Genomic DNA, 23,967 nt, shown 5'->3' with positions numbered 1-23,967 from the left:
GATTGGATCAACGGGCCAGCGTCGGACTTTCCAGCGCGTCCTGACCCTTGCCGGCCAGGCAGCGGAACGTGCGGTCACTGCCCTGCGGCGGCAGCACCTCGAACTGCCATCCCGCGGTCGACAGCAGCAGCGTCGTACGCCGGAAGGTCAGGTTGGTGCACAGCTTGCCCGCGACGTCCTCGAGGTCGCCGCCGGCGGGCAGGTCGCCCACGGCGTACGCCTCCCAGGTGTGGCGCCCGGTGCAGGCGACCCGGGATGCCCGGGCGTCCGGGCCGCTCGCCTCCAGCGGGCCGTAGCACTCCAACTCGTCGGTGCAGCGCCCGCCCGCCAACGGCACCAGGCAACCGGGGAGCGCGCCACCGCCGCCGGCGAACGTGCTCTGCGCGACTCCGGTCGGCTTCGGCCCCGGCTCCGTGTCCCGGGAGACGTACCAGGCGCTGGTGCTGATCAGGCCGACCAGCGCGAGCGCACCGAGGCCGGCGAGGAACCAGCGCAGTCCGCGCTTGCGGCCGCCGCGGGACACGGTCGGCGTGTCGTCCGGGGTCCGGGGCGGCGACGGCGGCGGCACAAGCAGAGACGGCGGCGTGGGCGCGGTCGTGGGTGGCGCGGGTGGAGACGCGTACGCCCGGGAGATGTAGACGTTGGCGGCGGGCGTGCCGAGCGAGACCCCGGCCAGCATGTCGCGCAGCTGCCCGGCGGAGGGGCGCGCGTCCGGCTCGTTGGCCATGCCGTACCGCAGCACCTCCATCAGCGCCCTCGGCACGCTGGGCAGGTCCGGGATGGGATGGTTGAAGAGTTCCAGCAGCGTGATGAGGCTCGGGTTGCGGTCGTCGCGCCAGCGGGGCGGCTTGCCGCGCATGACCGCGTACAGGGTGGCGCAGAGGGCGTACACGTCGACGGCCGGCGACGGCGCGCTGTGCCGGAACATCTCCGGCGGCGCGTACGCCGGGGTGAGCACCTCGAGCGTCACCGAGGAGTCGCGGGCCTCGGCGAGGACGGCGAGCCCGAAGTCGGCCAGCGCCGGCTCGCCGAAGCGGGAGCAGAGGATGTTGGCGGGCTTGACGTCGCGGTGCAGCACGCCGAGCTGGTGGGCGTCCGCCAGCGCATCGGCGATCTTGACGCCGACCTCGCGGGTCTCGCCCGGTTCGAGCGGCGCGGTGCGCATCCGGTCGGCGTACGAGCCGTCGCACAGCTCCATGATCAGATAGGGGTGCTGGTCGGCGGTCACGCCGGCGTCGAAGAGGTCGACGACGTGCGGATGGGACGACATCCGGCCCGCCGCCCGCGCCTCGCGCAGGAACCGCCGCTGGTCGCGCTCGTTGTCGAGAGTCCGGTTTTCCACCTTTACCGCGACCTCGCGCGCGACCGACTCCTGGGTGGCCCGGTATACGGTCGCGTACCCACCTCGGGCAAGCACCGACAATCCGGACAGCCCTGGCACCACCGGCAACGGCAGCGCGCTGGGAACGGTGTCGGTCACGGGTTAGAAGGTACCGAAGACACCGCCGTCAGCCGCCCCCGCACCGCGTCTGCGCCGGCTCGCTCGCCCAGCCGCTGCGTCCCGTACGCGTACCGCACCGCGTCATCGGCCGCGGCCAGCGCCTCTTCGTGCAGGCCACCGGCCGCGAGCGCATCGGCCAGCACCTCCGCGGTGATCACACAACTGCGTACGTCTTCGGCCGGCACCGCCAGCGCCCGGCGCGCCCAATCCAGCGCCTGGATCTGCTGTCCCTCGGCGAGCAGCGCGGCCGCGTACGTCGCGAGGGCCTGCCGGCGCGAGAAGAGCAGCCCCGGTCCCTTCGCGGTGGCGATCGGGGCGAGCAGGCCGATGGCTGTCGGCGCGTCGCCGTCGGTGAGCCGGGCGCGGGCGAGCAGGACCCGCGGGCCCATCTGGGCGGGCGCCAGCGGATTGTGCGGCTCCACCGTGGTGATGACCTTCTGCGCGTCGCGCTCGGCGGACGAGATGTCGCCGCGGTCCAAGGCGACGAAGCCGCGTGCGGTGCCGGCGATCCCGGTCAGCAGCGGGTGCCCGGTGCGGTCGGCGTACGACAGCGCGTCGGTGAGCAGGTCGGTCGCGTGGTCGAACTGGCCCAGCCCGCGCGCGATCGCACCCCGCACCACCAGCGCGAAGCCGCGCCCCCAGTCGTCGGCGACGGCGTCGAAGTCGCGGTACGCCCGGCGGGCCTCGCGGTCGGCCTCGGCCAGATCGCCCAGCTCGGCGGCCGCGAACGCCTCGACCGCCCGCAGCGTGCCCACCGCCCACGCCTCGCCGACCCGCTCACCGAACGGCAGGAACACCCGGGCCAGCCGGCGCGCCTCGGCCAGCCGGCCGGCGAGCAGCCGGGCGAACGCGGTGGTGCCACGCAGCCAGGCCCGCCCGGTCGGGTCGCCCAACTCGGCGAAGAGCCGGGCGGCGCGGCCCAGCACCGCGTCGGTGCCCGCGAAGTCGCCCCGCGTCGTCGTCACCCAGGCCAGATCCTGCAGCGACCACGCCTGCCCCAGCCGGTCGCCGGACGCGAGATCCACCTGGTACGCCCCGGCGAACCGGCTGCTCGCCTGGCCCAGCCGCCCGCGCAGGTAGTCGGCCATGCCCAGTCGCCGCATCGCCTCGGCCCGCGGCCCGGGCAGGCCGGCGTCGGTCGCCACCTGCATGGCCTCCTGCCAGGCTTGCAGCGCCCGCTGGGGCTCGCCCAGCACGCGGTGCGCCCGCCCGATCACGAGCAGGGCACCGGCCCGGCACGCGGCGTCGTCACTGGCGTTGGCGGCGATCTTTTCCGCGTACGCCAAGGCGTCGCCGGCGCGGCCGGTCTGCAGCAGCGCCCTGGCCAGCACGAGGCGGTCGGCGGGCGGCAGGTGGTCCCCGGCCAGCCCGGCGGCGCGCTCGGCGTAGTCGGCGGCCAGCGTCGGCTCGCCCATCGCCAGGGAGCGGCGCGCGGCCCGGCCCAGGGCGGACACGCCCAGCGGCACCACGGTACGGGCCACCGCGTCCGGCCGGAGGCTGACGGCGTCGGCCAGCGCGGCGGCGCGTTCCACGTGATCGGCGACGAACGCGTCCCGGTCGGCCGGCGCCATGCCCCCGAACCCGCTGACCCGGCTCACCCGGTCGCCCACGGCCGGTGCCGCCCACTGGGCCAGCGCGGCGTGCCGCTCGGCCAGGTCGGCCTTGCCGATGCCCGCGTACGCGGCCTCGCGCATCAGCGGGGTCGGGAACGCGAAGCCGTCCCGGGCGCGCCGCAGCATGCGCCGCTGGAGCAGCTCGTCGATGGCGCGCTCGAGCTCGACGGCGGCGACGGCGGTCGGCCGCCCGTCGCGCCCGGCCCGGCTCTCGCGCAGCGCCTCCAGCGTCCCGCCGGGCACGGTGTCGCCGATGACTGCGGCGTCCCGCAGCACGGCGCGGGCGTCGGCGGGCAGCGCGTCGATGCGGGCCGCGAGCACGGCGGCCAGGTCGCGGGAGAGCAGCCGGCTGCCCAGCGAGCCGGGCGCCAGGCGCCACGTGCCCCGGGCACCGGCGACCGGCGTCAGCGCGCCCCGCTCCATCAGCAGCGTGACCAGCTCCGCCAGGTAGAACGGGTTGCCCTGCGCGGTGGCGAGCAGCCGGTCGGTGTCGGCCTGCGGCAGCCGGCCGCCGCCCAGATATGAGGTGAGCAGCCGGGCCGCGTCGGCACCCCGCAGCGGCGGCAGCGGGTAGACCTCGGCATCGGCCAACCGGGTCAGCGCGCCAGCGGTGCGGACCAGCTCGGGCCGGCCCAGCAGTACCAGGAGTACCGGGCCGCTCAGGTGCGACAGGGTCACACCCAACGCCTCGATCGTCTCCGGGGTGGCGTCGTGCAGGTCGTCGACGATCACCACCAGCGGCTGCTCGCCGGCCAGCCCGGTCAACAGCTGGCCCACCGCCGTCGGCGTCGCCTCGGTGTCGGGGGCCGCCGCGTCCGGGGTCCACTCGGCCACCCCGGCCGGGACGCCATGGGCGGCCGGCGCCTCGCCGTACCCCATCAGGGCCAGCAGCAGCTCGACGGCGACCGGCGGCGGGTCGGACCGGAAGCGGCCGAGGCGCTGGCCGAGCCTTTTCAGCCTTTCCTCGACGACCGTGCGGGTCACCGCGGTGGCCGAGTCGCGCGGCAGGCCGATGGCGGTGCGGACCAGGTCGGCGAGCGGGGCGAGGCGGCGGCGTTCGCCGAAGGCGGCGCAGCGCACGGACAGCACTCGCGCGCCGGTGGAGGACGTGTAGCCGCCGGCGCCCACGTCGTATCCGGCGGCGAAGCGCTCCACCTCGGCCGCGAACCGGGTCTTGCCGATGCCCGCCTCGGCGGTCAGCACGAGGACGCGCGGCTCGGCGCTCTCGATCGCTTCGGCGAGCCGCCCGGCGGCCCGCCCGATCTCGGCCTCCCGGCCCACGAACGGCGCCTCGTCGCCAAGGCCGGACCGGGTGCCGGGCGCGTCGTGCAGGCCCAGCAGCTCGTACGCCTCGACCGGCTCGCGCTTGCCCTTGAGCCGCAGCGGCCGCAGCGTCCGCCACGAGGCCACGTGCCGGGTGGCCGCCGATGTACGGGCGCCCGCGTAGACCGCGCCCACCGCGGCGGCGTCGGCCAGCCGGGCCGCGGTGTTGACCGTGTCACCGATGACCGTGTACTCGATCGCGGCCTGGATGCCGGCCACCACGTCGCCGGTGTTGAGCCCGACCCGCAGGCCCAGCGGGGCACCGCCGCCGCGCTCGTCGTCGAGCACCCGGCGCACCGCGCGCTGCATGCTCAGCGCGGCCCGGATCGCCCGCTCGGCGTCGTCTTCGTGAGCGACCGGCGCCCCGAAGACCGCCATGATCCCGTCGCCGGTGAGCTTGTCGACGTGCCCGCCGAACGTCTTGACCGCGCCCGCCAGCGCGGCGAGCACCCGGTCGGTGACCGCGCCGACCCGTTCCGGGTCAAGGTCTTCAGACCAAGAGGTGAAGTCGGACAAATCGCCAAATAAGACTGTAACCACGCGCCGCTCGGTCGCCGGCAGGGACGCGGCTGCGGGCAGCGCGGCGCCACAGTTGTGGCAGAAGCGCGCGCCGGGCACCGCGACGGTGCCGCACACGGGGCATGTCACGGTGAGTCCAACCACACTGGTTGGGATGTCGATTCCCCGTCGTCATGATCGAGGTACGCGAGTTGAGCCCGCACCGACCATTCGGCCGCCGGCCAGAGCGAGCGGTCCACATCCGCATAGACCTTCGCCACGACCTCTTGCGCGCTGCGCGCACCCTCTGATAACGCATGTTTCACCTGGTCAAGGCGCGCGCGGCGGTGCGCCAGGTAAAATCGGGCCGCCGCGGCGCAGTCGGCCAGCGCCGGGCCGTGCCCAGGCAAGGCCGTGACTTCCTGGTACGCCGTGAGCGTCGCCAGGCTCCCCAGGTAATCGCCCAGGTCGCCATCCGGCCAGGCCACCACCGTCGTACCCCGGCCGAGGATGGTGTCGCCCGTGAAGATCACCCGCTCACCGGCGGCCTCGACCAGGAAGCACACCGAGTCGGCGGTGTGCCCCGGGGTGAGGACCCGGGTGACCGTCAGACCGGCGATCGTGTCGCCGGCACCGGTCATCTCCACGAACCGCGCCAGCCCCTCCACGTGATCGGGGTGGCCGTGGGTCACCAGCACCGCCCCGACCGGGCCGTGGTCGGCCACCGCGCGCAGGTGCGCCTCGTCCAGCGGGCCCGGGTCGATCACGACGCACGACTCGGCGCCGGGCGCGCGCAGCACCCAGGTATTGGTGCCGTCGAGCGTCATCGGGCCCGGGTTGGGCGCGCGGACGAGCGTCACCCAACTCGGCAACCGGTCGGCCAGCGCGGCAGCCGGCGCGGTGACATGCCCCACCATGCCAGCGATGGTACGGCGACCGACTGACAGAACCGGCCTTCCTGAGTGTTCGCTCAGGCGACCTCGACTATTACCTCGACCTCGACCGGCGCCCCGAGCGGCAGCTCGGCGACGCCAACCGCGCTGCGGGCGTGTTGGCCCGCCTCGCCGAAGACCGCGCCGAAGAGCTCCGAGGCCCCGTTGATCACGCCGGGCTGGCCGGTGAAGCCCTCCGCCGACGCCACGAAGCCGGTCAGCTTGACGATCTTGACGACGTTTTCCAGGCCCACCAGCGCGTCGATCGCCGCCAGGGCGTTGAGGGCACACCGCTCGGCCAGGTCCTTGGCCTGCTCGGGCGACACCCCCGCGCCGACCTTGCCGGTCGCCAGCAGCTTGCCGTCGGCCACCGGGATCTGGCCGGACACGTAGACGTGCTTGCCCGACTGCACGGCGGGCACGTAGGCGGCCACCGGCGGGACCACCTCGGGCAGGGTCAGGCCCAGCTCGGCCAGCTTGGCGTACGCGTCAGCCATGGGTCAGGCCCCCTTTGGCCGCTTGAGGTACGCGACGAGCTGCTCCGGATTCGGGCCCGGCACGACGGCCACCAGCTCCCAGCCGTCCTCGCCCCAGTTGTCGAGGATCTGCTTGGTCGCGTGGACCAGCAGCGGAACGGTGGCGTATTCCCACTTCTGCATGCGGGCACCCTAACGTGCGCGGAACCTGCGGTAGGCGACCGCGTGCCCTATGGCGTTACCCTGTCGGCACACTGCGGACCGAGTCCTGGGGGAGACATGACGCAACCGCCCTACGGCGGCGCCGGACAACAGCCGGACGGCCAGCAGCCGCCCTATCCGCCGCCGGTCGACCCCTTCGCGACCCAACCCCCGCCACCTCCTCCTCCGCCGCCGGCCCAGCCGGTCGACCCGTACGCGGCCCAGCCGCCCGTGCCGCCGCCCCCGCCGGGCCAGCCCGTGGTGCCGCCGCCTCCTCCCGGGTACGGCTACCCGCCCGCCCAGCCGGTGTCCGGCCAGCCCTACCCGCAGCAGCCGCCGGTCTCCGGCCAGCCGTACCCAGGTCAGCCCTACCCGCAGCAGCCGCCCGTCTCTGGCCAGCCCTACCCAGGACAGCCGCCCGTTTCCGGGCAGCCCTACCCGCAGCAGCCGGTGTCCGGGCAGCCGTACCCGCCGTACGCGCCGACCAGCGGCTTTCCGCAGTCGCCTGTGGCCTACCCCGCCGACCCGTACGCCCAGCCCGGCTACCCGGGCCAGCCCGGCTACCCGGCGTACCCCGGCGCTCCCGCGCCCGCGCCGAAGAAGTCCAAGACGCTGGTGATCGTCGCGATCACCGCGGCGCTGGCCGTGCTGCTCTGCGGCGGCGGCGTCACGGCCGCGGTCCTGCTCCTGCAGAAGGGCGAGCCCAACGACGGCGCGGCCGAGCCGGTCGCGGCGGTCAAGGACTTCCTGACGGCGGTCTACACCGACCAGGACGCCGCCAAGGCCGAGCAGTTGGTCTGTGCCGAGTCCCGCGACGAGCCGGCGCTGACCAAGAAGGTCGACGAGGTCAAGGGCTACGCCACCACGTACAAGAACCCGCGTTTCAAGTGGGACGAGCCGAAGGTGGACAGCCAGGACACGGAGAGCGCCGCGGTCTCGGTCAAGCTGACCATGACCACCAGCGACGAGAAGGTCTCGGAGCAGCAGCTCAAGTTCACCGTCGTGCAGAAGACCGGATGGTTCGTCTGCGAAATCGGCGGCTGAGCGCCACCGGACTACGCTCGGAGCGTGCGAGCCACCGAGCAAATCGCCGGCCAGGTCAATCCGACCTGGCCGGCGCGCTTGCATGTCGTCACCGGCAAGGGCGGCACCGGCAAGACCAGCGTGGCCGCCGCGCTCGCCCTGGCGCTGGCCGAGGGCGGCCACCGGACGCTGCTGGTCGAGGTGGAGGGCCGGCAGGGCATCGCTGAGCTCTTCGAGATCGAGCCCCTGCCGTACGAGGAGCGCCGGGTCGCCGGCACCGCCGACGGCGGGGAGGTCCGGGCGCTGGCGGTCGACCCGGAGCTGGCCCTGCTGGAATACCTCGACATGTTCTACAAGCTCGGGGCGGCCGGACGGGCGCTACGCAAGTTCGGGGCCATCGACTTCGCCACCACGATCGCCCCGGGCATGCGCGACGTGCTGCTGACCGGCAAGGTCAAGGAGGCCACCACCCGTACGGCGGACCGGCGCCGGGTCTACCACGCGGTCGTGCTGGACGCGCCGCCGACCGGGCGGATCGGCCGCTTCCTCAACGTCACCGCCGAGACGGCCCGGCTGGCGAAGATGGGCCCGATCAAGACCCAGAGCGAGGGCGTCACCGCGTTGCTGCGCTCGCCGATGACCGCCGTCCACGTGGTGACGCTGCTGGAGGAGATGCCGGTCCAGGAGACCGTGGACGCGGTCGCCGAGCTCACCGCCCTCGGCATCCCGGTCGGCAAGGTGATCGTCAACGCCACCCGGCCGCCGCTCCTGGCCGGCCCGAAGCTCACCCAGGCCGACCTGCGCCGCGGGCTGGCCGCCGCCGACCTGCCCACCGACCGCGCCACGGTCAGCGGCCTGTACACGGCGGCGAAGGCGCACCTGACCCGGCGTTCCATCGAAGAGTCCCTGCGTGTGGAGCTGGCCGAACTGGGCCGACCGATGGTCGAACTGCCGCTTTTGCCAGAAGGTGTAGATCGGGCCGGGCTGCGCACTCTCACAGCGGCATTGGTAGCCGCACACTGACGGTCGCCGGATACGCTCGTTCGGTGCCTTCCGATCATCCGCGGCTCGACGTGGACCGCATCCTCGCCGACCCCGGCGTGCGGATCGTGGTCTGCTGCGGGTCGGGCGGGGTCGGCAAGACCACCACGGCGGCGGCGCTGGGCCTGCGCGCGGCGGAACGGCACGGGCGGCGCACCGTCGTACTCACGATCGACCCGGCCCGCCGGCTGGCCCAGTCGCTCGGCCTGACCGAGCTGGACAACACCCCACGGCAGGTCAAAGGCATCGAAGCGGACGAAAGCGGCGGCGAGCTGCACGCCATGATGCTCGACATGAAACGCACGTTCGACGAGGTCGTACTGGCCCACACCGACGCGGCCCGCGCCACGGAGATCTTCGCCAACCCCTTCTACCAGGCGATGAGCTCCACGTTCTCCGGCACGCAGGAGTACATGGCGATGGAAAAGCTGAGCCAGTTGCACGCCCGCGGCGACTGGGACCTGATCGTGGTGGACACGCCGCCGTCCCGGTCCGCCCTGGACTTCCTCGACGCACCGGCGCGCCTGTCCCGCTTTCTGGACGGCCGGATGCTGCGCCTGCTGCTGGCGCCCGCCCGCGCCGGGGGCCGGAGCATGTTCAGCCTGGTGACCGCGTCGTTCGGGATGTTCTCGCGGGTCGTCCAGAAGGTGATCGGCGCCCAGCTTCTGACTGATCTGTCCGGCTTCGTCGCCGCCCTCGACTCGATGTTCGGCGGCTTCCGGCAGCGCGCCGAGCAGACGTACCGCATCCTGCAGGCACGGGAGACGGCGTTTTTGCTGGTCGCGGCGCCGGAGCCGGACGCGGTCCGGGAGGCCGCGTACTTCGCGAGGCGACTCGGCCAGGAGCGGATGCCGCTCGCGGGCCTGGTCCTCAACCGGGTGCACCGCACCAGCGTCGACGGGCTGTCCGCGGAGCGCAGCCGGGCCGCGGCGGCGAAGCTGGACCGGCTCGGCGGCCACGAGGCCACCGCCGACGCGCTGCGGGTGCACGCCGTGGTGGCGCAGCAGGCGGTACGCGAGCAGCGGGTGGCCGCGGTCTTCACCGACGCCTTTCCCACCGTGCCGACCGTCGAGGTGACGGCTCAGCCCGCCGACGTCCACGACGTCGACGGGCTGCGTACGGTTGGTGACGCTCTCAGCCGGCCGTAACCAGGACCTTTTCCTTGTCTCGCAGTGCTGCCTCGAACATCTTCCGCCAGCTGTCCACATGCGGGTGCCGGCGCAGCAGGGCCCGGCGCTCGCGCTCGGTCATGCCACCCCACACGCCGAACTCGATCCGGTTGTCGAGCGCGTCGGCCAGGCACTCGTACCGCACCGGACAGCTACGGCAGATCCTCTTTGCCACGTTCTGTTCGGCGCCCTGTACGAAGAGTGCGTCCGGGTCGCCGCTCTGGCACGCCGCCATGCTCGGCCAGTCTGTGATCATCCCCATCTGTCCACGTCCCCCTTGCAGTCCGCTTCCCCGGCCCTGCCCGGCCGGTTTCCCCCCGACCACTCGCCCAATGACTCCCCCGAGTCCCGGCGAGTGACGTGCGATACTCGCCGGACCATCATGCTCTGTAGTCGTCCGATTACGCAACGTTGTCTGGCAAATCCATCAAACCGGACGCTCCGTACACTTCGGCAGGCGTCCAGATCACGGATACCCGGCGGCGATCTGCGAAAACGCCAGCCAAGTGTCCCGCACACGGGTCAAACTCAACATCGGCAGAACGCATCCGCACGCAGGGGTCGTGCGTCTAGCACAACGAGGCCAGCGCCCGCAGGACATGCCCAAAAGTCCGACCAGTTTCGGCGTTGGGCGGGCACTCTCACGCGGGACGGCTGATCGTTGCGTGGTCCCGTACCCTGACCAGGTGACCTGGATGCGCAAGCGTGATCACAACATCTTTGCGAACGCCGCGTCGCTGCTGATCTGCGGCCTCCTGGCCGGTGTGGTTGTCGCCGCGGCGGCGTTCCCAGCGGTTGCGATGTCGGGCCTGGCCGCCAAGGCGGGGGCGGAAACCTTCGACCGGCTGCCCAGCGAGCTGACCGTAAAGCGGTCGCCGCAGATGACGTACGTCTACGCGTCCGACGGCAAGACCCTGATCGCCACCATGTACGACGAGAACCGGCGGGATGTCCCGCTGAAGGACGTCTCGCCGCTCATGCAGGAGGCGATCATCGCGGCCGAGGATCACACGTTCCGCACGCACAACGGCGTCGACGCGAAGGGCATCGCCCGCGCGTTCATCGCCAACAACCAGGCCGGTACGACCCAGCAGGGCGCCTCGACCCTGACCATGCAGCTCGTCCGCATGCTGATCGCGTACTCGGCGACCCACCCGCAGGACGTGGTGGCCGCCACCGAAGACACCAACGCGCGCAAGATGCGCGAGATGAAGTACGCGCTGCAGCTCGACAAGCAGATGACCAAGGACGAGATCCTGGAGCGCTACCTCAACATCGCCCCCTTCGGAAACGGGGCGTACGGGGTGTTCGCCGCCAGCCAGGTCTACTTCGGCAAGCACCCGCGCGACCTGAAGATCGAGGAAGCGGCCCTGCTCGCCGGCATGGTGAAGGCCCCCTCGGCGTTCGACCCCACCACGAAGGCCGGCTACCCGCAGGCCGTGATCCGCCGCGACTACGTCATCGACAACATGGTCGAGACGAAGGCCATCACGCCCGAGCAGGCGGCCACCGCCAAGGCCGTGAAGCTGAAGGTCAAGGACAAGCGCACCCCAACGGCTGCGTCGCGACGAGCAAGAACCACTGGGGCTTCTTCTGCGACTACTTCTACCGCTGGTGGATGGAGCAGGAGACGTTCGGCGCCACCACGTACGACCGCGAGCGGCGGCTCAAGAGCGGCGGCTACCAGATCGTCACCACGCTCGACGTGAAGACCCAGGAAGCGGCGTACAAGAACATCCAGAAGCGGATCAAGAACAACAGCAAGAACGCCCTGATGCTCGCCGGTCTGGAGCCGGGCACCGGCCGGGTCCGCGCGCTCGCGGTCAACCGCGTGTTCAAGCTGGACGATCCGGACAAGCCGCAAAACAAGATCTCCAGCAACCCGGCCAAGGCGAAGAAGGGCATCCGGGGTACGTACCCCAACACCACCAACCCGCTGATGACCGGCGGCAATGACATCAACGGCTACCAGTTCGGCTCGACGTTCAAGATGTTCACGATGGTGGCCGCGCTGGAAAAGGGCTACCCGCTGCAATACACGATCGACACCGTGTCGCCGTACAAGTCGAACTACATCGTGGAGTCCGGCTCGCCGGCGGCGTGCCCCGGCACCAACAAGTACTGCCCCGAGAACGCCGGCCGCAAGGGCTACGGCGTACAGAACATGTGGGCCGGGTTCGGACGCTCGATCAACACCTACTTCGTGCCGCTGCAGGAGCGGGTCGGCGCCGCCAACGTGGTCGACGTGGCCAAGAAGCTGGGCATCCAGTTCCGGGCTCAGAGCGACGCCAACTTCGCCAACAACCGGGCCGCGGCCGACGACTGGGGCGCGTTCACGCTCGGGGTCTCCTCCGCCACGCCGCTGGAGATGGCGAACGCGTACGCCACGCTCATCGCGGACGGCAAGTACTGCGAGCCGATCCCGGTGCAGCAGATCGTCGACCAGGACGGCAAGAAGCTCGACATCGCCAACCCGCGCTGCGAGCAGCGGATCAAGACCGAAGCCGCCCGTGCCGCCGTGGACGCGGCGCGTTGCCCGGTCGGCGACAGCTCCTCGACGTCGAAGTGCAGCGGCTCCACGGTTCGGGCCGCACACGACTCCATCCGCAAGCCGATCATGGGCAAGACCGGCACCACCGACTCGGCCAAAACCGCAGCGCTGATCGTCGGCACCAAGCAGATCGCGGTGGCCGGCATCATCGCCGACCCGGACTGGGCGCAGACCTCCACGCACTTCTCACACGACGAGGTCAACCCCGCCGTCTACGAGACCGTGCGGGATGCCATGAAGGGCAAGCCGTCCCAGCAGTTCACCCCGCCCGGCAACAAGATCGTCAACGGCGATCAGCGGTCGATCCCGGACGTGACCTGCAGGTCCATCAACGAGGCCCGGTCCCGCATCGAGGGCGCCGGCTTCGAGGCCAAGGTCGACAGCACCCCGATCGACTCGCCCTGCCCGGCCAACACCGCCGCCGGCACCAGCCCCGACGGCCGCACCATCAAGGGCGGCGTGGTGATCATCCAAATCAGCAACGGCAAGGGCACCCCCCAACCCGGCACCACAGTGACCCCAGGCCGCCCAGGGCGAGGCGGCGCCATCCTCCCGCCACCCCCGACTAGCTCGCCCTTCCCGTCCGCTCAGACGGCGAGCTGGCGGCGGACCTCGGCGGCGACGCGGGCGCCCTCGGCGCGGCCGGCCACGGCGGTCTGGGCGGCCTTCATCGCGGGGCCCATCTGCGCCTTGCCGGTGACGCCGGCCGTGGACAGGGCCTGCGCGACCAGCTCGGCCAGCTCCGCGTCGTCGAGCTGCTTGGGCAGGTAGCGGGACAGCACGTCACTCTCGGCCGTCTCCTTCGCGGCCTGCTCGGCCCGGCCCGCGTCCGCGAACGCGGTGGCCGCCTCGCGGCGCTTCTTCGCCTCCTTGACGAGGACCGCGAGCACCTCCTCGTCAGACAACTCCCGCTTGACCTGGCCCGCCACCTCGGCGGTGCCGATCGCGGCCAGCGCCATCCGCAGCGTGGACGTGGTGAGCTCGTCACGCGCCTTCAAAGCGGCGCGCATGTCAGCGGTGAGGGTGTCCTTGAGCGTGCTCATGGAGGGTCAAACTACCCTTGGCGCCATGCGGAAGCGCACTGTATTCGGGATCGCCGCCGGCACGGCAGCCGCCGGCGCCGCCACGCTGGCGTACGCCTCGCTCATCGAGCGCAACATGTTCACCCTCCGGCGGTACGACGTACCGGTGCTCGCGCTCGACGCGGAGCCCATGCGCATCCTGCACCTGTCCGACATGCACATGACCCCGGCCAGCGGCGCAAGCAGGACTGGGTCGCCTCCCTCGCGGCGACCGACCCCGACCTGGTCATCGTGACCGGCGACAACCTCGCCCACCCGGATGCCGTACCCGGCGCCATACGGGCGCTGCAGCCGCTACTGGACTACCCGGGTGCCTTCGTCTTCGGCTCGAACGACTACCGCGGGCCGGTGTGGAAAAACCCGTTCAGCTACTTCTTCCCGGATCGGGAGTACCGCCAGGGCGTTGAGCTGCCCGCTGAGGAGCTGCGCGAGGTCCTGGCGGGCGCCGGCTGGGTCGACCTGAACAACGCGCGTACGACCGTCAAGGCGGGCGGCCGGCTGGTCGAACTCGTCGGCGTCGACGACCCGCACGTCGAACGCGACGACTACGCCCTCGTGGCCGGCGGCGCCTCCGCCGACGTCGACCTGCGCCTGGGGCTGACCCACTCCCCGGAGCCGTTCATCCTGGACGCCATGGCCGCCGACGGCTTCGACCTGCTACTCGCCGGCCACACCCACGGCGGCCAGGTACGCGTGCCCTTCGCCGGCGCCCTGGTGACCAACTGCGACCTTCCCCGCACCATGGCGCGGGGCCTTTTCCGCTGGCCCGGCTCGGACGCCTGGCTCCACGTCTCGGCCGGCATCGGCACCCACCCGACCGCGCCGGTCCGGTTCGCCTGCCCACCAGAGGCGTCGGTCCTGACCCTCGTCCCGCGGTAGCCGATACCGAATTTGTCCGCCGGTGCCCGTGGGCTACTATTACGCGGGCATGCCTCGGGGTGTGGCGCAGCTTGGTAGCGCGCTTCGTTCGGGACGAAGAGGTCGTCGGTTCAAATCCGGCCACCCCGACCAGGTCAGGGGCCATCTTCTATTGATGAAGATGGCCCCTTTGCCGTCGGTACAGCGGTGCACGACGACGATCCGTCGGCCCGGACGCCGCCCGGAGGGCATATCGGCATTGAAAGGGGGACCTCCCCAGATTCGGGAGGCCCCCTCATCTCCAAATCAGCGTGACCCGGTCCCCGGCGATAAAGGCAGGACCGCCAAGGGATAGATCAGCTTGGCAGGAGGTGCTGGATGCAACGGTACCACCGCGCTGCAAGGATCAGCCCGAAACTGCAAGTGCATCATATGGCGCGAATGCAGACAGCAGTTCCCGCTCAGCAAGTTGCGCCGCCGGTCACCACGGCGACGACGACCGTCCCCGGCGCGAACCGTCCACTATGTACCAGGTCGACGATCCCGTACATCATCTTGGCCACGTACACCCACTCAAGGACCATCGAGTGGCGTTCCGCGAAGTCGCTGATGAAGTCGTCCAGCTCGGCGTCGCGCCTGGCGAACCCGCCGAAGTGATAACCGGCCTCGATCGACCAGTTGTCGGTGACCCGGCCATAGCCTTCCTGGAGCCGCCGGACATCGTCGGCGAGGAATCCGCCGCCCTTCAACGCGGAGAACCCCATCGCCCGCTGCCCTTCCCCGAGCCCTAGCGCGATGCCGGCCAAGGTGCCACCGGTGCCGGACGCGCAGCAGATGGCGTCGAACGCGAACGGAATCTCGGCCGGCAGTTCGGCACAGCCGCGGAGCGCGAGCGCGTTGCTGCCGCCTTCGGGCAGGAGGTAGTAGTCGCCGAACTCCCGCCGAAGGCCCTCGACCAGGTCCGGATCGTGTTTGGCGCGGTACGTGGTGCGGTCCAGGTAAACCAACCGCATGCCCCGATCCGCCGCGTACGCCAGGACCGGGTTGAGGGGCAGGTGCTCCTCGCCCCGGATGATGCCGATCGTGGAGAAGCCGAAGTAGTGGCCCGCCGCGGCCACGGCCTGGATGTGGTTCGAGTACGCCCCGCCGAACGTCAGGAGGGTGCCGTGCCCCGCTGCCTGGGCGTGCGCGAGGTTGTACTTCAGCTTCCGCCACTTGTTGCCCGGGATCTCCGGATGGATCAGGTCGTCGCGCTTCAGGTAGAGGCGGACGCCGTACGGCGCGAGCCGGTCGTCGGAAAGTTCCACGACCGGTGAGGGCACACGCGGCGCGAACGACACCCCCACACCGTAATAGCCTCGCCGGGTGGCACTAGGTACGGAGCGACTGTGGCTGCGGCACTGGCGGGCGTCGGACCTCGATCCGTGGGCCGCCCTGAACGCTGATCCCGAGGTACGCGAGCACTTCCCCGAGGTCCTCACCCGGGAGCAGAGCGCCGCCTCGATGGCCCGTTTTCAGGCCGACCTTGACGAGCGCGGCTGGGGATGGTGGGCGGTCGAGGTGGCGGAGACGGGCGAGTTCATCGGCTTCACCGGCCTGGATCCGGCGGACGACGGCCTGCCGTTCTCCGGGGTGGAGATCGGCTGGCGGCTGGCCCGCTCGGCCTGGGGTCACGGGTACGCCACCGAGGCGGCTCAGGCCGCGCTGGCGTTCGCCTTCGACACGCTGGAGCTACCGGAGGTCGTCGCGATGACGACCACCACCAACCTGCGCTCGCAGGCGGTGATGCGGCGGATCGGCATGACGTACGACCCCGCTGACGACTTCGACCACCCCGAGGTGCCCGACGGGCCACTGCGCCGGCATGTGCTCTACCGGATCACGAAACGGCGGATCTCGTGATGTCCATCACCTCACAGCATCCGCCCAGATACGGTCAGTAGGCTAGGCGCTCCCCGTCCCCCACCATCGAAGGACCCGTGAACGCCGAACGCGTTGTTGCCGACGTCGCGGTCCGCCTGAGCCAGGCGGCGACCGCCGACGAGGCTTGCCAGGCCGTCGTATCCGTTACCGGCCAGCACACCCCGGCGATGTTGGCCGTGCTCCTGCGGGTGCGCGACCGGCTCCGCTGCACGGCGGCGACCGGGTCGTGGCAGGTGTACTCGTCCATCGCGCCGGACGCGGGCGTGGCCGGGCGGGCGTTCACCTCCGGCAAGACCGAGGTGGTCACCGACGCGGCGGCCGACCCCGACTACATCCCGCTCGGCCCGGACATCGACGCGGAGATCTGCGCGCCGATCTTCGACGCGGCTGGCCGCCCGATGGGCGTACTGAACGTCGAGTGGCCGGACCCGGTCGACGTGGACGTGTGGCGCGAGCCGGTCGAGCACATCGCGACCCTGCTGGGCGACCGGCTGGTCGAGGTCGGCGGCACGCCGGCCGAGTCCCGCAGCGAAAAGCTGCTGCGCTACGCGGGGGCGCTGACCGCCGCGACCAGCGTCCGCGAGCTGTTCTGCACCGCGATCGACGCGGCCCGCGACGTGTCCGGCCTCGCGACCGCCGTCCTGGTGCTGCAAAAGCCGGACGGGGTACGCGTCTGCACCGCCCCGGGCTTGCAGACCCGCTTCGAGTCGCGCCTGCGGGCCCACCTGGGCGCGGCCAGCGCGGCTGAGCTGGACCGGTTGGCGATGCGGGCCCGCCGGCACGGCACGTCGTACACCTTGGGAGATCCCGACCACCTCAACGCGCACGGCCTGGAAGAGCTGGTCGAGGCCGGCGTGCGCTCGATGATCGCCGTACCGGTGGGGCCGGACGACGACGGCGGCGTCCTGTTGGTCCTGGACGAGGCGGTGATCGCGCCGGAGCCCACGACGGTCAACCTGGTCGAGTTGCTCGCCGCTCAGGCGTGGACCTGCCTCGACCGCCTCAAGACCCTCGAACGGCTGCACCAGCGCGCGACCTCCGACCCGCTGACCGGCCTGCGCCACCACGGCTCGTTCGCCGAGCGCATCGCCGCGGCCACACCGGGCCGCACCGCGCTGCTGGCCATCGACGTCGACCAGTTCAAAACCGTCAACGACCTGTACGGCCACCAGGCCGGCGATCGGGTACTGGTCGGCCTGGCCCGGGCCCTGGAGTCGGCGCTGCGGCACGGCGACGAGCTGTACCGGATCGGCGGCGACGAGTTCGTGGCCGTGGTCGACGTGCAGCGCCCCGAAGAAGCGCTCGGCATCGGCGGCCGGCTCGCCGCGGCGGCCCGCGAGATCGGCCGCACGATCAGCGTCGGCGTGGCCTTGCGCCGGCTGGGCGAGTCCCCGGAGCTGACCCTGCGCCGCGCCGACGCCGCCCTGTACGACGTGAAGCGCGAGGGCCGCGACGGAGTCCGCGCCGCTTAGCTTCGGCGGGAGAAGTCCTCGGCGAGCAGCTCGGCGATCTGCGCGGTGTTGAGGGCGGCGCCCTTGCGCAGGTTGTCACCGGTCACGAAGATGTCGAGCGCGCGCGGGTCGTCCATCGAGCGGCGCAGACGCCCCACCCACGTCGGGTCGGTGCCGACCGCGTCGATCGGCATCGGGAACTCGCCCGCCGCCGGGTCGTCGACCAGGATCACGCCGGGCGCGTTGCGGAGGGCCTCGCGCGCCCCCTCGGCGTCGACCTCCGTGCCGAAGACCGCGTGGATGGCCACCGAGTGCCCGGTGACCACCGGCACGCGTACGCAGGTGGCCGAGACCTTGAGATCGGGCAGCCCGAGGATCTTGCGGGACTCGTTGCGCATCTTCAGCTCTTCGGACGACCAGCCGGCCTCCTTGAGCGAGCCGGCCCACGGCACCACGTTGAGCGCGAGCGGCGCCGGGAACGGGCCGAGGTCGTCGCCGACCGCCTGCCGCACGTTGCCCGGCCGGGAGCCCAGCACGCGGTCGCCCGCGATCTTGGCGAGCTGGTCGTGCAGCGTGTCCACACCGATCTGACCCGCCCCCGAAACCGCCTGGTACGACGCCAGCACCAGCTCGCGCAGGCCGTACTCGCGGTGCAGGGGCGCGACCGCCACGATCATGGCGAGGGTCGTGCAGTTGGCGTTGGCGATGATCCCCTTGGGCCGGTTGCGGAGCTGCTCCGGGTTGATCTCCGGAACGACCAGCGGCACGTCCTTGTCCATCCGGAACGCGCCGGAGTTGTCGACCACGACCGCGCCGCGCGAGACGGCGATCGGTGCCCACTCGGCGGAGACCTCGTCGGGCACGTCGAACATCGCCACGTCGACGCCGTCGAACACCTCAGGGGCCAGCTCCTGGACGGTCAGCGCCTCGCCCCGGCACATGACCTGCTTGCCGGCGGAACGCGCCGACGCCACGACCCGGATCTCGCCCCAGACGTTCTTGCGCGAGGAGAGCAGCTCACACATCACGGTGCCCACTGCTCCGGTCGCCCCGACGACGGCGAGGGTTGGCTGCGGCATCGGGTCTACCTCCCCGTTCCGGCGTAGACGACCGCTTCTTCCGCACCACCCAGGTCGAACGCCTCGTGCACAGCGCGCACGGCGGCGTCCAGGTCGGTGTCGCGGGTGACGACGGAGACCCGGATCTCCGAGGTGGAGATCATCTCGATGTTGACGCCGGCCTCGCCGAGCGCCGCGAAGAACTTGGCCGCCACGCCCGGGTGCGACCGCATGCCGGCCCCGATGAGGGACACCTTGCCGACGTGGTCGTCGTACAGCAGGCCCTTGAACTTCACCGACTCCTGGATCTTGCTCAGCGCCGCCATGGCGGTCGGCCCGTCGGCCTTGGGCAGCGTGAACGAGATGTCCGTACGACCCGTGCTCTCCGTCGAAACGTTCTGCACGATCATGTCGAGATTGATCTCGGCGTTGGCGACGGTCTCGAAGATCCGCGCCGCCGCACCGGGCTCGTCCGGAACGGCGACAATCGTGATCTTCGCCTCGCTTCGGTCGTGGGCGACCCCGGTGATCAGTGCCTGCTCCACGGAAAGCTCCTCCATCGATCCGGTGACCATCGTCCCGGTGTTGTACGAATAAGACGAACGGACGTGGATCGGCAGCCCGGCCCGGCGTGCGTATTCCACGCTGCGCAAGTGCAGCACTTTCGCGCCGCAGGCGGCCAGTTCCAGCATCTCTTCGTACGTGATCTGCTTGATATGGCGTGCGTTAGTAACGATCCGCGGGTCGGCCGTGAAGATCCCATCGACGTCCGTGTAGATCTCGCACACGTCGGCGTGCAGGGCCGCGGCCAGCGCCACGGCCGTAGTGTCGGACCCGCCACGCCCCAGCGTCGTGATGTCCTTGGTGTCTTGCGAGACGCCCTGGAAGCCGGCCACGATCGCGATCGCGCCCTCGTCGAGCGCGCCCCGCAACCGCCCCGGCGTGACGTCGATGATCCGCGCCCGCCCGTGCACCGACGTCGTGATCACGCCGGCCTGCGAGCCGGTGTACGACCGTGCCTCGAACCCAAGGTTGTGGATCGCCATCGCCAGCAGCGCCATCGAGATCCGCTCACCGGCGGTGAGCAGCATGTCGAGCTCGCGCCCGGCTGGCAGGGGACTGACCTGGTGTGCCAGGTCCAGCAGCTCATCGGTGGTGTCGCCCATGGCGGAGACCACCACCACGACGTCGTCACCCGACTTGCGCGCGGCTACGATCCGCTCCGCGACGCGCTTGATCCGCTCCGCGTCAGCGACCGACGAACCGCCGTACTTCTGCACGACCAGTGCCACGGCAGGTCCGCTCCTTCCACCCACTACGTGCCAACGCCGCCGGTCTGGAGCCGGCGGCGCCGCTTGAAGACCACCCCAGGTTACCGGCGTCCTGTGACGACGTGGACACGCGATCCCACCATCCGGCCCGCCGGTGCGGACGCGGCCGGCGTGTCACCCGCGTACCACATCGTCCGCCACGAGAATGTGAATGTGTATACGCGCGGAATCGTCGGCGTGGCGACGCTCGTTGGTCTGGTCGCGCTCGGCGCCTGTGGTGGCGACGAGCCGGCGCCGGCGGCGACCGGTGCCCCGGCCGCCACGCCCGCGGCGCCGGAGGCGCGCGCGCAGCTGGCCGCGCTCGCGGCGGCCGCGAAGGACCGCAAGCTCACCGCGCTCTACACCTGGTCCGCGTCGGACCGGCCGGACCGCGCGGTAGTGCTCACCAGCGCGGCCGACGGGAGCTGGCGGGTCGACGCGTCGCAGGCCGCCCTGGGCGGCACGGCCGACGTCTCGGTCGCCCAGAACAGGGACGGGCTCTTCCAGTGCGCGCTGGCTTCGGCGGACCGGCCGATCCAGCCCACCTGCGTACGGGTCGCCGACCCGGACGGCCGCATCGACGCGGGCATCGATCCGCGCGTGCAGCACCTGTTCACGGACTGGCGGGCCGTCCTGACCGACCGCACCGCACCGCTGTCGGTCTCGACCGCGAAGCCGCTCCCGGGTGTCGGGGGTGCCTGCTTCTCCGTGGACTCGACCACCGCATCGGTCGGCTCCCCGCTCGACGCCGGCATCTACTGCTACGACGCCGACGGCACGCTGACCGGGGCCAAGGTGAGCTTCGGCACGCTGGTGCTGTCCGGCACACCGTCGGCGCCGCCGGCCGCGATCACGCTGCCCGGTCCGGTGGTCGCCGAGCAGCCGCTGGGCATGGCGGCGCCGCCGACGCCGTCGCCGAGCACTTCCCCGTCCGCGTGAACGCTCTGTCGGAATCCAGACACGCCGGGTGACTCAAGGGGTGGTGACCGAGCGTCCAGTACGGCACACTCGGCGCCATGTCCGAGCTACACCCCTTGCTCGCGACCCGGTGGAGTCCGCTCGCCTTCGACCCGGTCGCCGTGCTGTCCGACGAGGATCTTGGCTCGCTACTGGAGGCCGCCCGCTGGGCACCCTCGTTCGCCAACAGCCAGCCCTGGCGGTTCGCCATCGGCATGCGCGATGAGGAGACACACAAGCGGATCTTGGAGAACCTGTCCGGCGACTGCCAGCGCTGGGCCGGCGCAGCCTCGGCGCTGATCGTGGCGGCCCACCTCACCAGCGCGGCGCTGCCCCACGCGGCGTACGACCTGGGTCAGGCAGTGGCGCATCTCACGGTCCAGGCGACCGCGCTGCACCTACACGTTCATCAGATCGCCGACTTCGACCTGGCCGGCCTGCGGGCCGACCTGGAACTGCCGGAAACCCTGCGCCCGCACGTCGTCATGGCCGTCGGCCAACTCGGCGACCCGGCCGCTCTCCCACCCGATCTGCGCTCCTGGGAGACCGCCCTGCGCAGCCGCCGTCCGGCAAGCGACCTGGTAATCGGGGGCTCGATCACCTAGAGTGTCGTTTGTCATGTGGCAGGCGCTCCTTCTTCGCCGCCGCGACGAGGCCCGCTAGACCGGCACCTCGTCGCGGAGTTTTGGCGCGCGCGCCGGTCGTTTGCCCGGATTCATCGCCCACATGACTTCCCAGGAGCGTTCCCCGTGTCAGAACCCACGGCTGATCCCATCGCGCGGCAACAACCGAGCCGCATGCCGTACCAGCGCTACCAGCCCTACCACCAGCAGTTCTCCATCGAGCTGCCGGACCGGCAGTGGCCGACCCGCCGGGTCGAGGCCACCCCCCGCTGGTGCGCTGTCGACCTGCGCGACGGCAACCAGGCACTGATCGACCCGATGTCGCCGGAGCGCAAGCGGCGCATGTTCAACCTGCTGGTACAGATGGGCTACAAGGAGATCGAGGTTGGTTTCCCGTCGGCGAGCCAGACCGACTTCGACTTCGTACGCCAGCTCATCGAGCAGGACCTGATCCCCGACGACGTCACCATCCAGGTGCTGACCCAGTGCCGCGAGCACCTCATCGACCGCACCTTCGAGTCGCTGCGCGGGGCCAAGCGAGCCATCGTGCACTTCTACAACTCGACGTCCACGCTGCAGCGCCGGGTGGTCTTCGGCCTGGACCGCGACGGCATCACCGACATCGCCACCCAGGGCGCGCGGCTGTGCCAGAAGTACGCCGAGATCCACACCCCGGACACCGAGATCTTCTACGAGTACTCGCCGGAGTCGTACACCGGCACCGAGCTGGACTACGCGCTGGAGATCTGCAGTGCGGTCATCGACGTGATCGACCCGACGCCGGACCGCCCGCTGATCATCAACCTGCCGGCCACCGTCGAGATGGCCACCCCCAACGTGTACGCCGACTCGATCGAGTGGATGCACCGCCACCTGCCCAGGCGGGAAAGCGTGGTGCTGTCCCTGCACCCGCACAACGACCGCGGCACCGGCGTGGCCGCCGCCGAGCTGGGCCTGCTGGCCGGCGCCGACCGCATCGAGGGCTGCCTGTTCGGCAACGGCGAGCGCACCGGCAACGTCGACCTGGTGACGCTGGGCCTGAACCTCTTCTCCCAGGGCATCGACCCGGAGATCAACTTCGCCCAGATCGACGAGATCAAGCGGACCGTCGAGTACTGCAACCAGCTGCCCGTACACGAGCGCCACCCGTACGCCGGCGACCTGGTCTACACCGCGTTCTCCGGCTCGCACCAGGACGCGATCAAGAAGGGCTTCGACGCGCTGGCCGTCGACGCGCAGACCGCCGGCGTCTCGATCGACGAGCACGACTGGGCCGTCCCCTACCTGCCGATCGACCCGAAGGACCTGGGCCGCAGCTACGAGGCGGTCATCCGGGTCAACTCGCAGTCCGGCAAGGGCGGCGTGGCGTACATCATGAAGGAAGAGCACCACCTGGACATGCCGCGGCGGCTCCAGATCGAGTTCTCCGGCGTCGTGCAGCAATTCACCGACGTCGAGGGCGGCGAGGTCGAGCCGGGCCGGATGTGGGAGATCTTCGCCGGCGAGTACCTGGCCAGCCACCAGGGCGCGCCGAAGCTCGCAGTGGGGTCGTACTCGACGGCCACCATCGACGGCAAGGTGGAGATCGGCGCCGAGGTGAGCTTCCGTGGCAACCGCCGGCCACTGACCGCGGTCGGCAACGGCCCGATCGATGCGTACGTCAACGCGCTGCAGACCTTGGACATCCAGGTACGGGTGCTCGACTACCACGAGCACGCCATGTCCTCGGGCGGCGACGCCCAGGCCGCGGCGTACGTGGAGTGCGAAGTGGACGGACGCACCGTGTGGGGCGTCGGCCTCGACGCCAACATCGTCACCGCCTCCCTCAAGGCCGTAACCAGCGCCGTAAACCGCGCCCGCTAACGCCCCTCCCCGCCGGGCTTTCCCCGTCGATCAAGGGCAAATGGTCGTGGTTCGATCTCCGTTCCACGGCCGTTTGCCCTTGATCGACGCAGAAATCCTTGATCGACGCGCGAGAGGCGGGGCACGGGGCCCGCGCGGACGGCGCGCGGACACCCCAGCAGGGGCGCCCTCAGGCGCCTGCTCCGGGGACAACGCCACGATCACCGCCGACCGGGTCGCATGATCCGCGCAATGTCCCGGAAACTGCTGCTTCCCGAGCCCGGGAACCAGCAACTTCCCCGACATTGCTGGCTTCTCGCCTGGGGCCGCAGCGGGAATAACCAGGTCGCCCGCCAGCGCCTCCCGTCCGCCACCCAGTAGGGGCCCCCTATTGGGCACCTCGCCGTGAGGAGGGCGCCCCCATACCCCCCGCAGAGCTGAACAGGCGCACCCCACTCACGCCGCAACCATCAACAGGGGCGCCCTCAAGGCCGGGTAGTTAAGGGTTCCTAGGTGCTGTCAAGCGGGGCCGCCC

At 71.2% G+C, this 23,967-nt stretch carries 18 protein-coding genes, 1 tRNA gene and 2 pseudogenes; 11 read left to right on the top strand and 10 right to left on the bottom strand.

The window, feature by feature from the left end; translation table 11 throughout:
- Window positions 1-7: 7 nt before the first annotated feature.
- From Prum_RS21070 to sp36, 5 genes are read right to left on the bottom strand one after another with little or no spacing between them, the layout of a single operon-like run.
- Complete coding sequence (locus Prum_RS21070) at window positions 8-1,480, bottom strand: serine/threonine-protein kinase (RefSeq protein WP_173078096.1); 1,473 nt, start codon at window positions 1,478-1,480, stop codon at window positions 8-10.
- Entirely contained in the window at window positions 1,477-5,085 is a 3,609-nt protein-coding gene (locus Prum_RS21065) for an adenylate/guanylate cyclase domain-containing protein (protein WP_173078095.1), read from the bottom strand. Before Prum_RS21065 ends, Prum_RS21070 begins: the two co-directional genes overlap by 4 nt.
- A complete protein-coding gene (locus tag Prum_RS21060) occupies window positions 5,082-5,852 on the bottom strand; it encodes an MBL fold metallo-hydrolase (protein ID WP_173078094.1) in 771 nt (256 codons plus the stop codon). The genes Prum_RS21065 and Prum_RS21060 overlap by 4 nt, the downstream gene beginning before the upstream one ends.
- Before the next feature lie 53 nt (window positions 5,853-5,905).
- Entirely contained in the window at window positions 5,906-6,364 is a 459-nt protein-coding gene (locus Prum_RS21055) for a RidA family protein (protein WP_173078093.1), read from the bottom strand.
- Window positions 6,365-6,367: 3 nt separating this feature from the next.
- On the bottom strand, window positions 6,368-6,526 hold the full coding sequence (gene sp36, locus Prum_RS21050) for a Sp36 family protein (protein WP_173078092.1): 159 nt from the start codon (window positions 6,524-6,526) through the stop codon (window positions 6,368-6,370).
- 96 nt (window positions 6,527-6,622) lie between these two features.
- Between sp36 and Prum_RS21045 the strand changes: the two genes are divergently transcribed.
- From Prum_RS21045 to bagB, 3 genes are read left to right on the top strand one after another with little or no spacing between them, the layout of a single operon-like run.
- Window positions 6,623-7,588 carry an Rv0361 family membrane protein gene (locus Prum_RS21045; protein ID WP_246278009.1) on the top strand — a complete coding sequence of 322 codons (966 nt, stop codon included), beginning with the start codon at window positions 6,623-6,625 and terminating at the stop codon, window positions 7,586-7,588.
- A gap of 24 nt (window positions 7,589-7,612) precedes the next feature.
- A complete protein-coding gene (gene bagA, locus Prum_RS21040; protein WP_173078091.1) occupies window positions 7,613-8,590 on the top strand; it encodes an ATPase BagA in 978 nt (325 codons plus the stop codon).
- 23 nt (window positions 8,591-8,613) lie between these two features.
- Window positions 8,614-9,756, top strand: coding sequence for an ArsA family ATPase (bagB, locus tag Prum_RS21035; protein ID WP_371871248.1), 1,143 nt, complete (start codon window positions 8,614-8,616; stop codon window positions 9,754-9,756).
- On the opposite strand, the gene Prum_RS21030 is transcribed toward bagB, so the two are convergent.
- The gene (locus Prum_RS21030) at window positions 9,743-10,039 is read right to left on the bottom strand and encodes a WhiB family transcriptional regulator (RefSeq protein ID WP_173078090.1); all 297 of its coding nucleotides are present in this window, start codon (window positions 10,037-10,039) and stop codon (window positions 9,743-9,745) included. The genes bagB and Prum_RS21030 overlap by 14 nt on opposite strands.
- Window positions 10,040-10,472: 433 nt before the next feature.
- Here Prum_RS21030 and Prum_RS21025 point away from each other — a divergent pair.
- Window positions 10,473-12,862, top strand: a pseudogene (locus Prum_RS21025) (penicillin-binding protein); the annotation flags it as partial.
- Window positions 12,863-12,915: 53 nt separating this feature from the next.
- On the opposite strand, the gene Prum_RS21020 reads toward Prum_RS21025, so the two are convergent.
- The gene (locus Prum_RS21020) at window positions 12,916-13,371 is read right to left on the bottom strand and encodes a GatB/YqeY domain-containing protein (RefSeq protein WP_173078089.1); all 456 of its coding nucleotides are present in this window, start codon (window positions 13,369-13,371) and stop codon (window positions 12,916-12,918) included.
- A 25-nt stretch (window positions 13,372-13,396) separates the two neighbouring features.
- On the opposite strand from Prum_RS21020, the pseudogene Prum_RS21015 reads away from it, so the two are divergent.
- Window positions 13,397-14,289: pseudogene (locus tag Prum_RS21015) on the top strand (metallophosphoesterase).
- Window positions 14,290-14,344: 55 nt separating this feature from the next.
- Window positions 14,345-14,421: transfer RNA gene (locus tag Prum_RS21010), tRNA-Pro, on the top strand.
- Window positions 14,422-14,729: 308 nt separating this feature from the next.
- On the opposite strand, the gene Prum_RS21005 is transcribed toward Prum_RS21010, so the two are convergent.
- Window positions 14,730-15,575 (bottom strand): 1-aminocyclopropane-1-carboxylate deaminase/D-cysteine desulfhydrase, encoded by an 846-nt coding sequence (locus tag Prum_RS21005; protein WP_246278008.1) that lies wholly within the window; start codon window positions 15,573-15,575, stop codon window positions 14,730-14,732.
- A 58-nt stretch (window positions 15,576-15,633) separates the two neighbouring features.
- On the opposite strand from Prum_RS21005, the gene Prum_RS21000 reads away from it, so the two are divergent.
- Window positions 15,634-16,170: a GNAT family N-acetyltransferase gene (locus Prum_RS21000; RefSeq protein ID WP_173078087.1), complete on the top strand. Its 537-nt coding sequence runs from the start codon at window positions 15,634-15,636 to the stop codon at window positions 16,168-16,170.
- Window positions 16,171-16,247: 77 nt separating this feature from the next.
- The gene (locus Prum_RS20995) at window positions 16,248-17,663 is read left to right on the top strand and encodes a sensor domain-containing diguanylate cyclase (RefSeq protein WP_173078086.1); all 1,416 of its coding nucleotides are present in this window, start codon (window positions 16,248-16,250) and stop codon (window positions 17,661-17,663) included.
- Here the strand turns inward: Prum_RS20995 and Prum_RS20990 are convergent.
- Window positions 17,660-18,721 carry an aspartate-semialdehyde dehydrogenase gene (locus Prum_RS20990; protein ID WP_173078085.1) on the bottom strand — a complete coding sequence of 354 codons (1,062 nt, stop codon included), beginning with the start codon at window positions 18,719-18,721 and terminating at the stop codon, window positions 17,660-17,662. The genes Prum_RS20995 and Prum_RS20990 overlap by 4 nt on opposite strands.
- Before the next feature lie 5 nt (window positions 18,722-18,726).
- A complete protein-coding gene (locus Prum_RS20985) occupies window positions 18,727-19,992 on the bottom strand; it encodes an aspartate kinase (RefSeq protein ID WP_173078084.1) in 1,266 nt (421 codons plus the stop codon).
- Between the two features lie 93 nt (window positions 19,993-20,085).
- Here Prum_RS20985 and Prum_RS20980 point away from each other — a divergent pair, with 93 nt between their 5' ends.
- From Prum_RS20980 to leuA, 3 genes are all read left to right on the top strand, one after another.
- Complete coding sequence (locus Prum_RS20980) at window positions 20,086-20,949, top strand: hypothetical protein (RefSeq protein ID WP_246278007.1); 864 nt, start codon at window positions 20,086-20,088, stop codon at window positions 20,947-20,949.
- 77 nt (window positions 20,950-21,026) lie between these two features.
- Window positions 21,027-21,572 (top strand): nitroreductase family protein, encoded by a 546-nt coding sequence (locus Prum_RS20975; protein WP_173078083.1) that lies wholly within the window; start codon window positions 21,027-21,029, stop codon window positions 21,570-21,572.
- 192 nt (window positions 21,573-21,764) lie between these two features.
- Complete coding sequence (leuA, locus tag Prum_RS20970; protein WP_173083960.1) at window positions 21,765-23,453, top strand: 2-isopropylmalate synthase; 1,689 nt, start codon at window positions 21,765-21,767, stop codon at window positions 23,451-23,453.
- Window positions 23,454-23,967: the final 514 nt, after the last annotated feature.

The organism is Phytohabitans rumicis (assembly GCF_011764445.1).
GTDB lineage: Bacteria > Actinomycetota > Actinomycetes > Mycobacteriales > Micromonosporaceae > Phytohabitans > Phytohabitans rumicis.
Note: the sequence above shows the minus strand (reverse complement) of the source record. Positions and strands in the feature narration are given on the sequence as shown.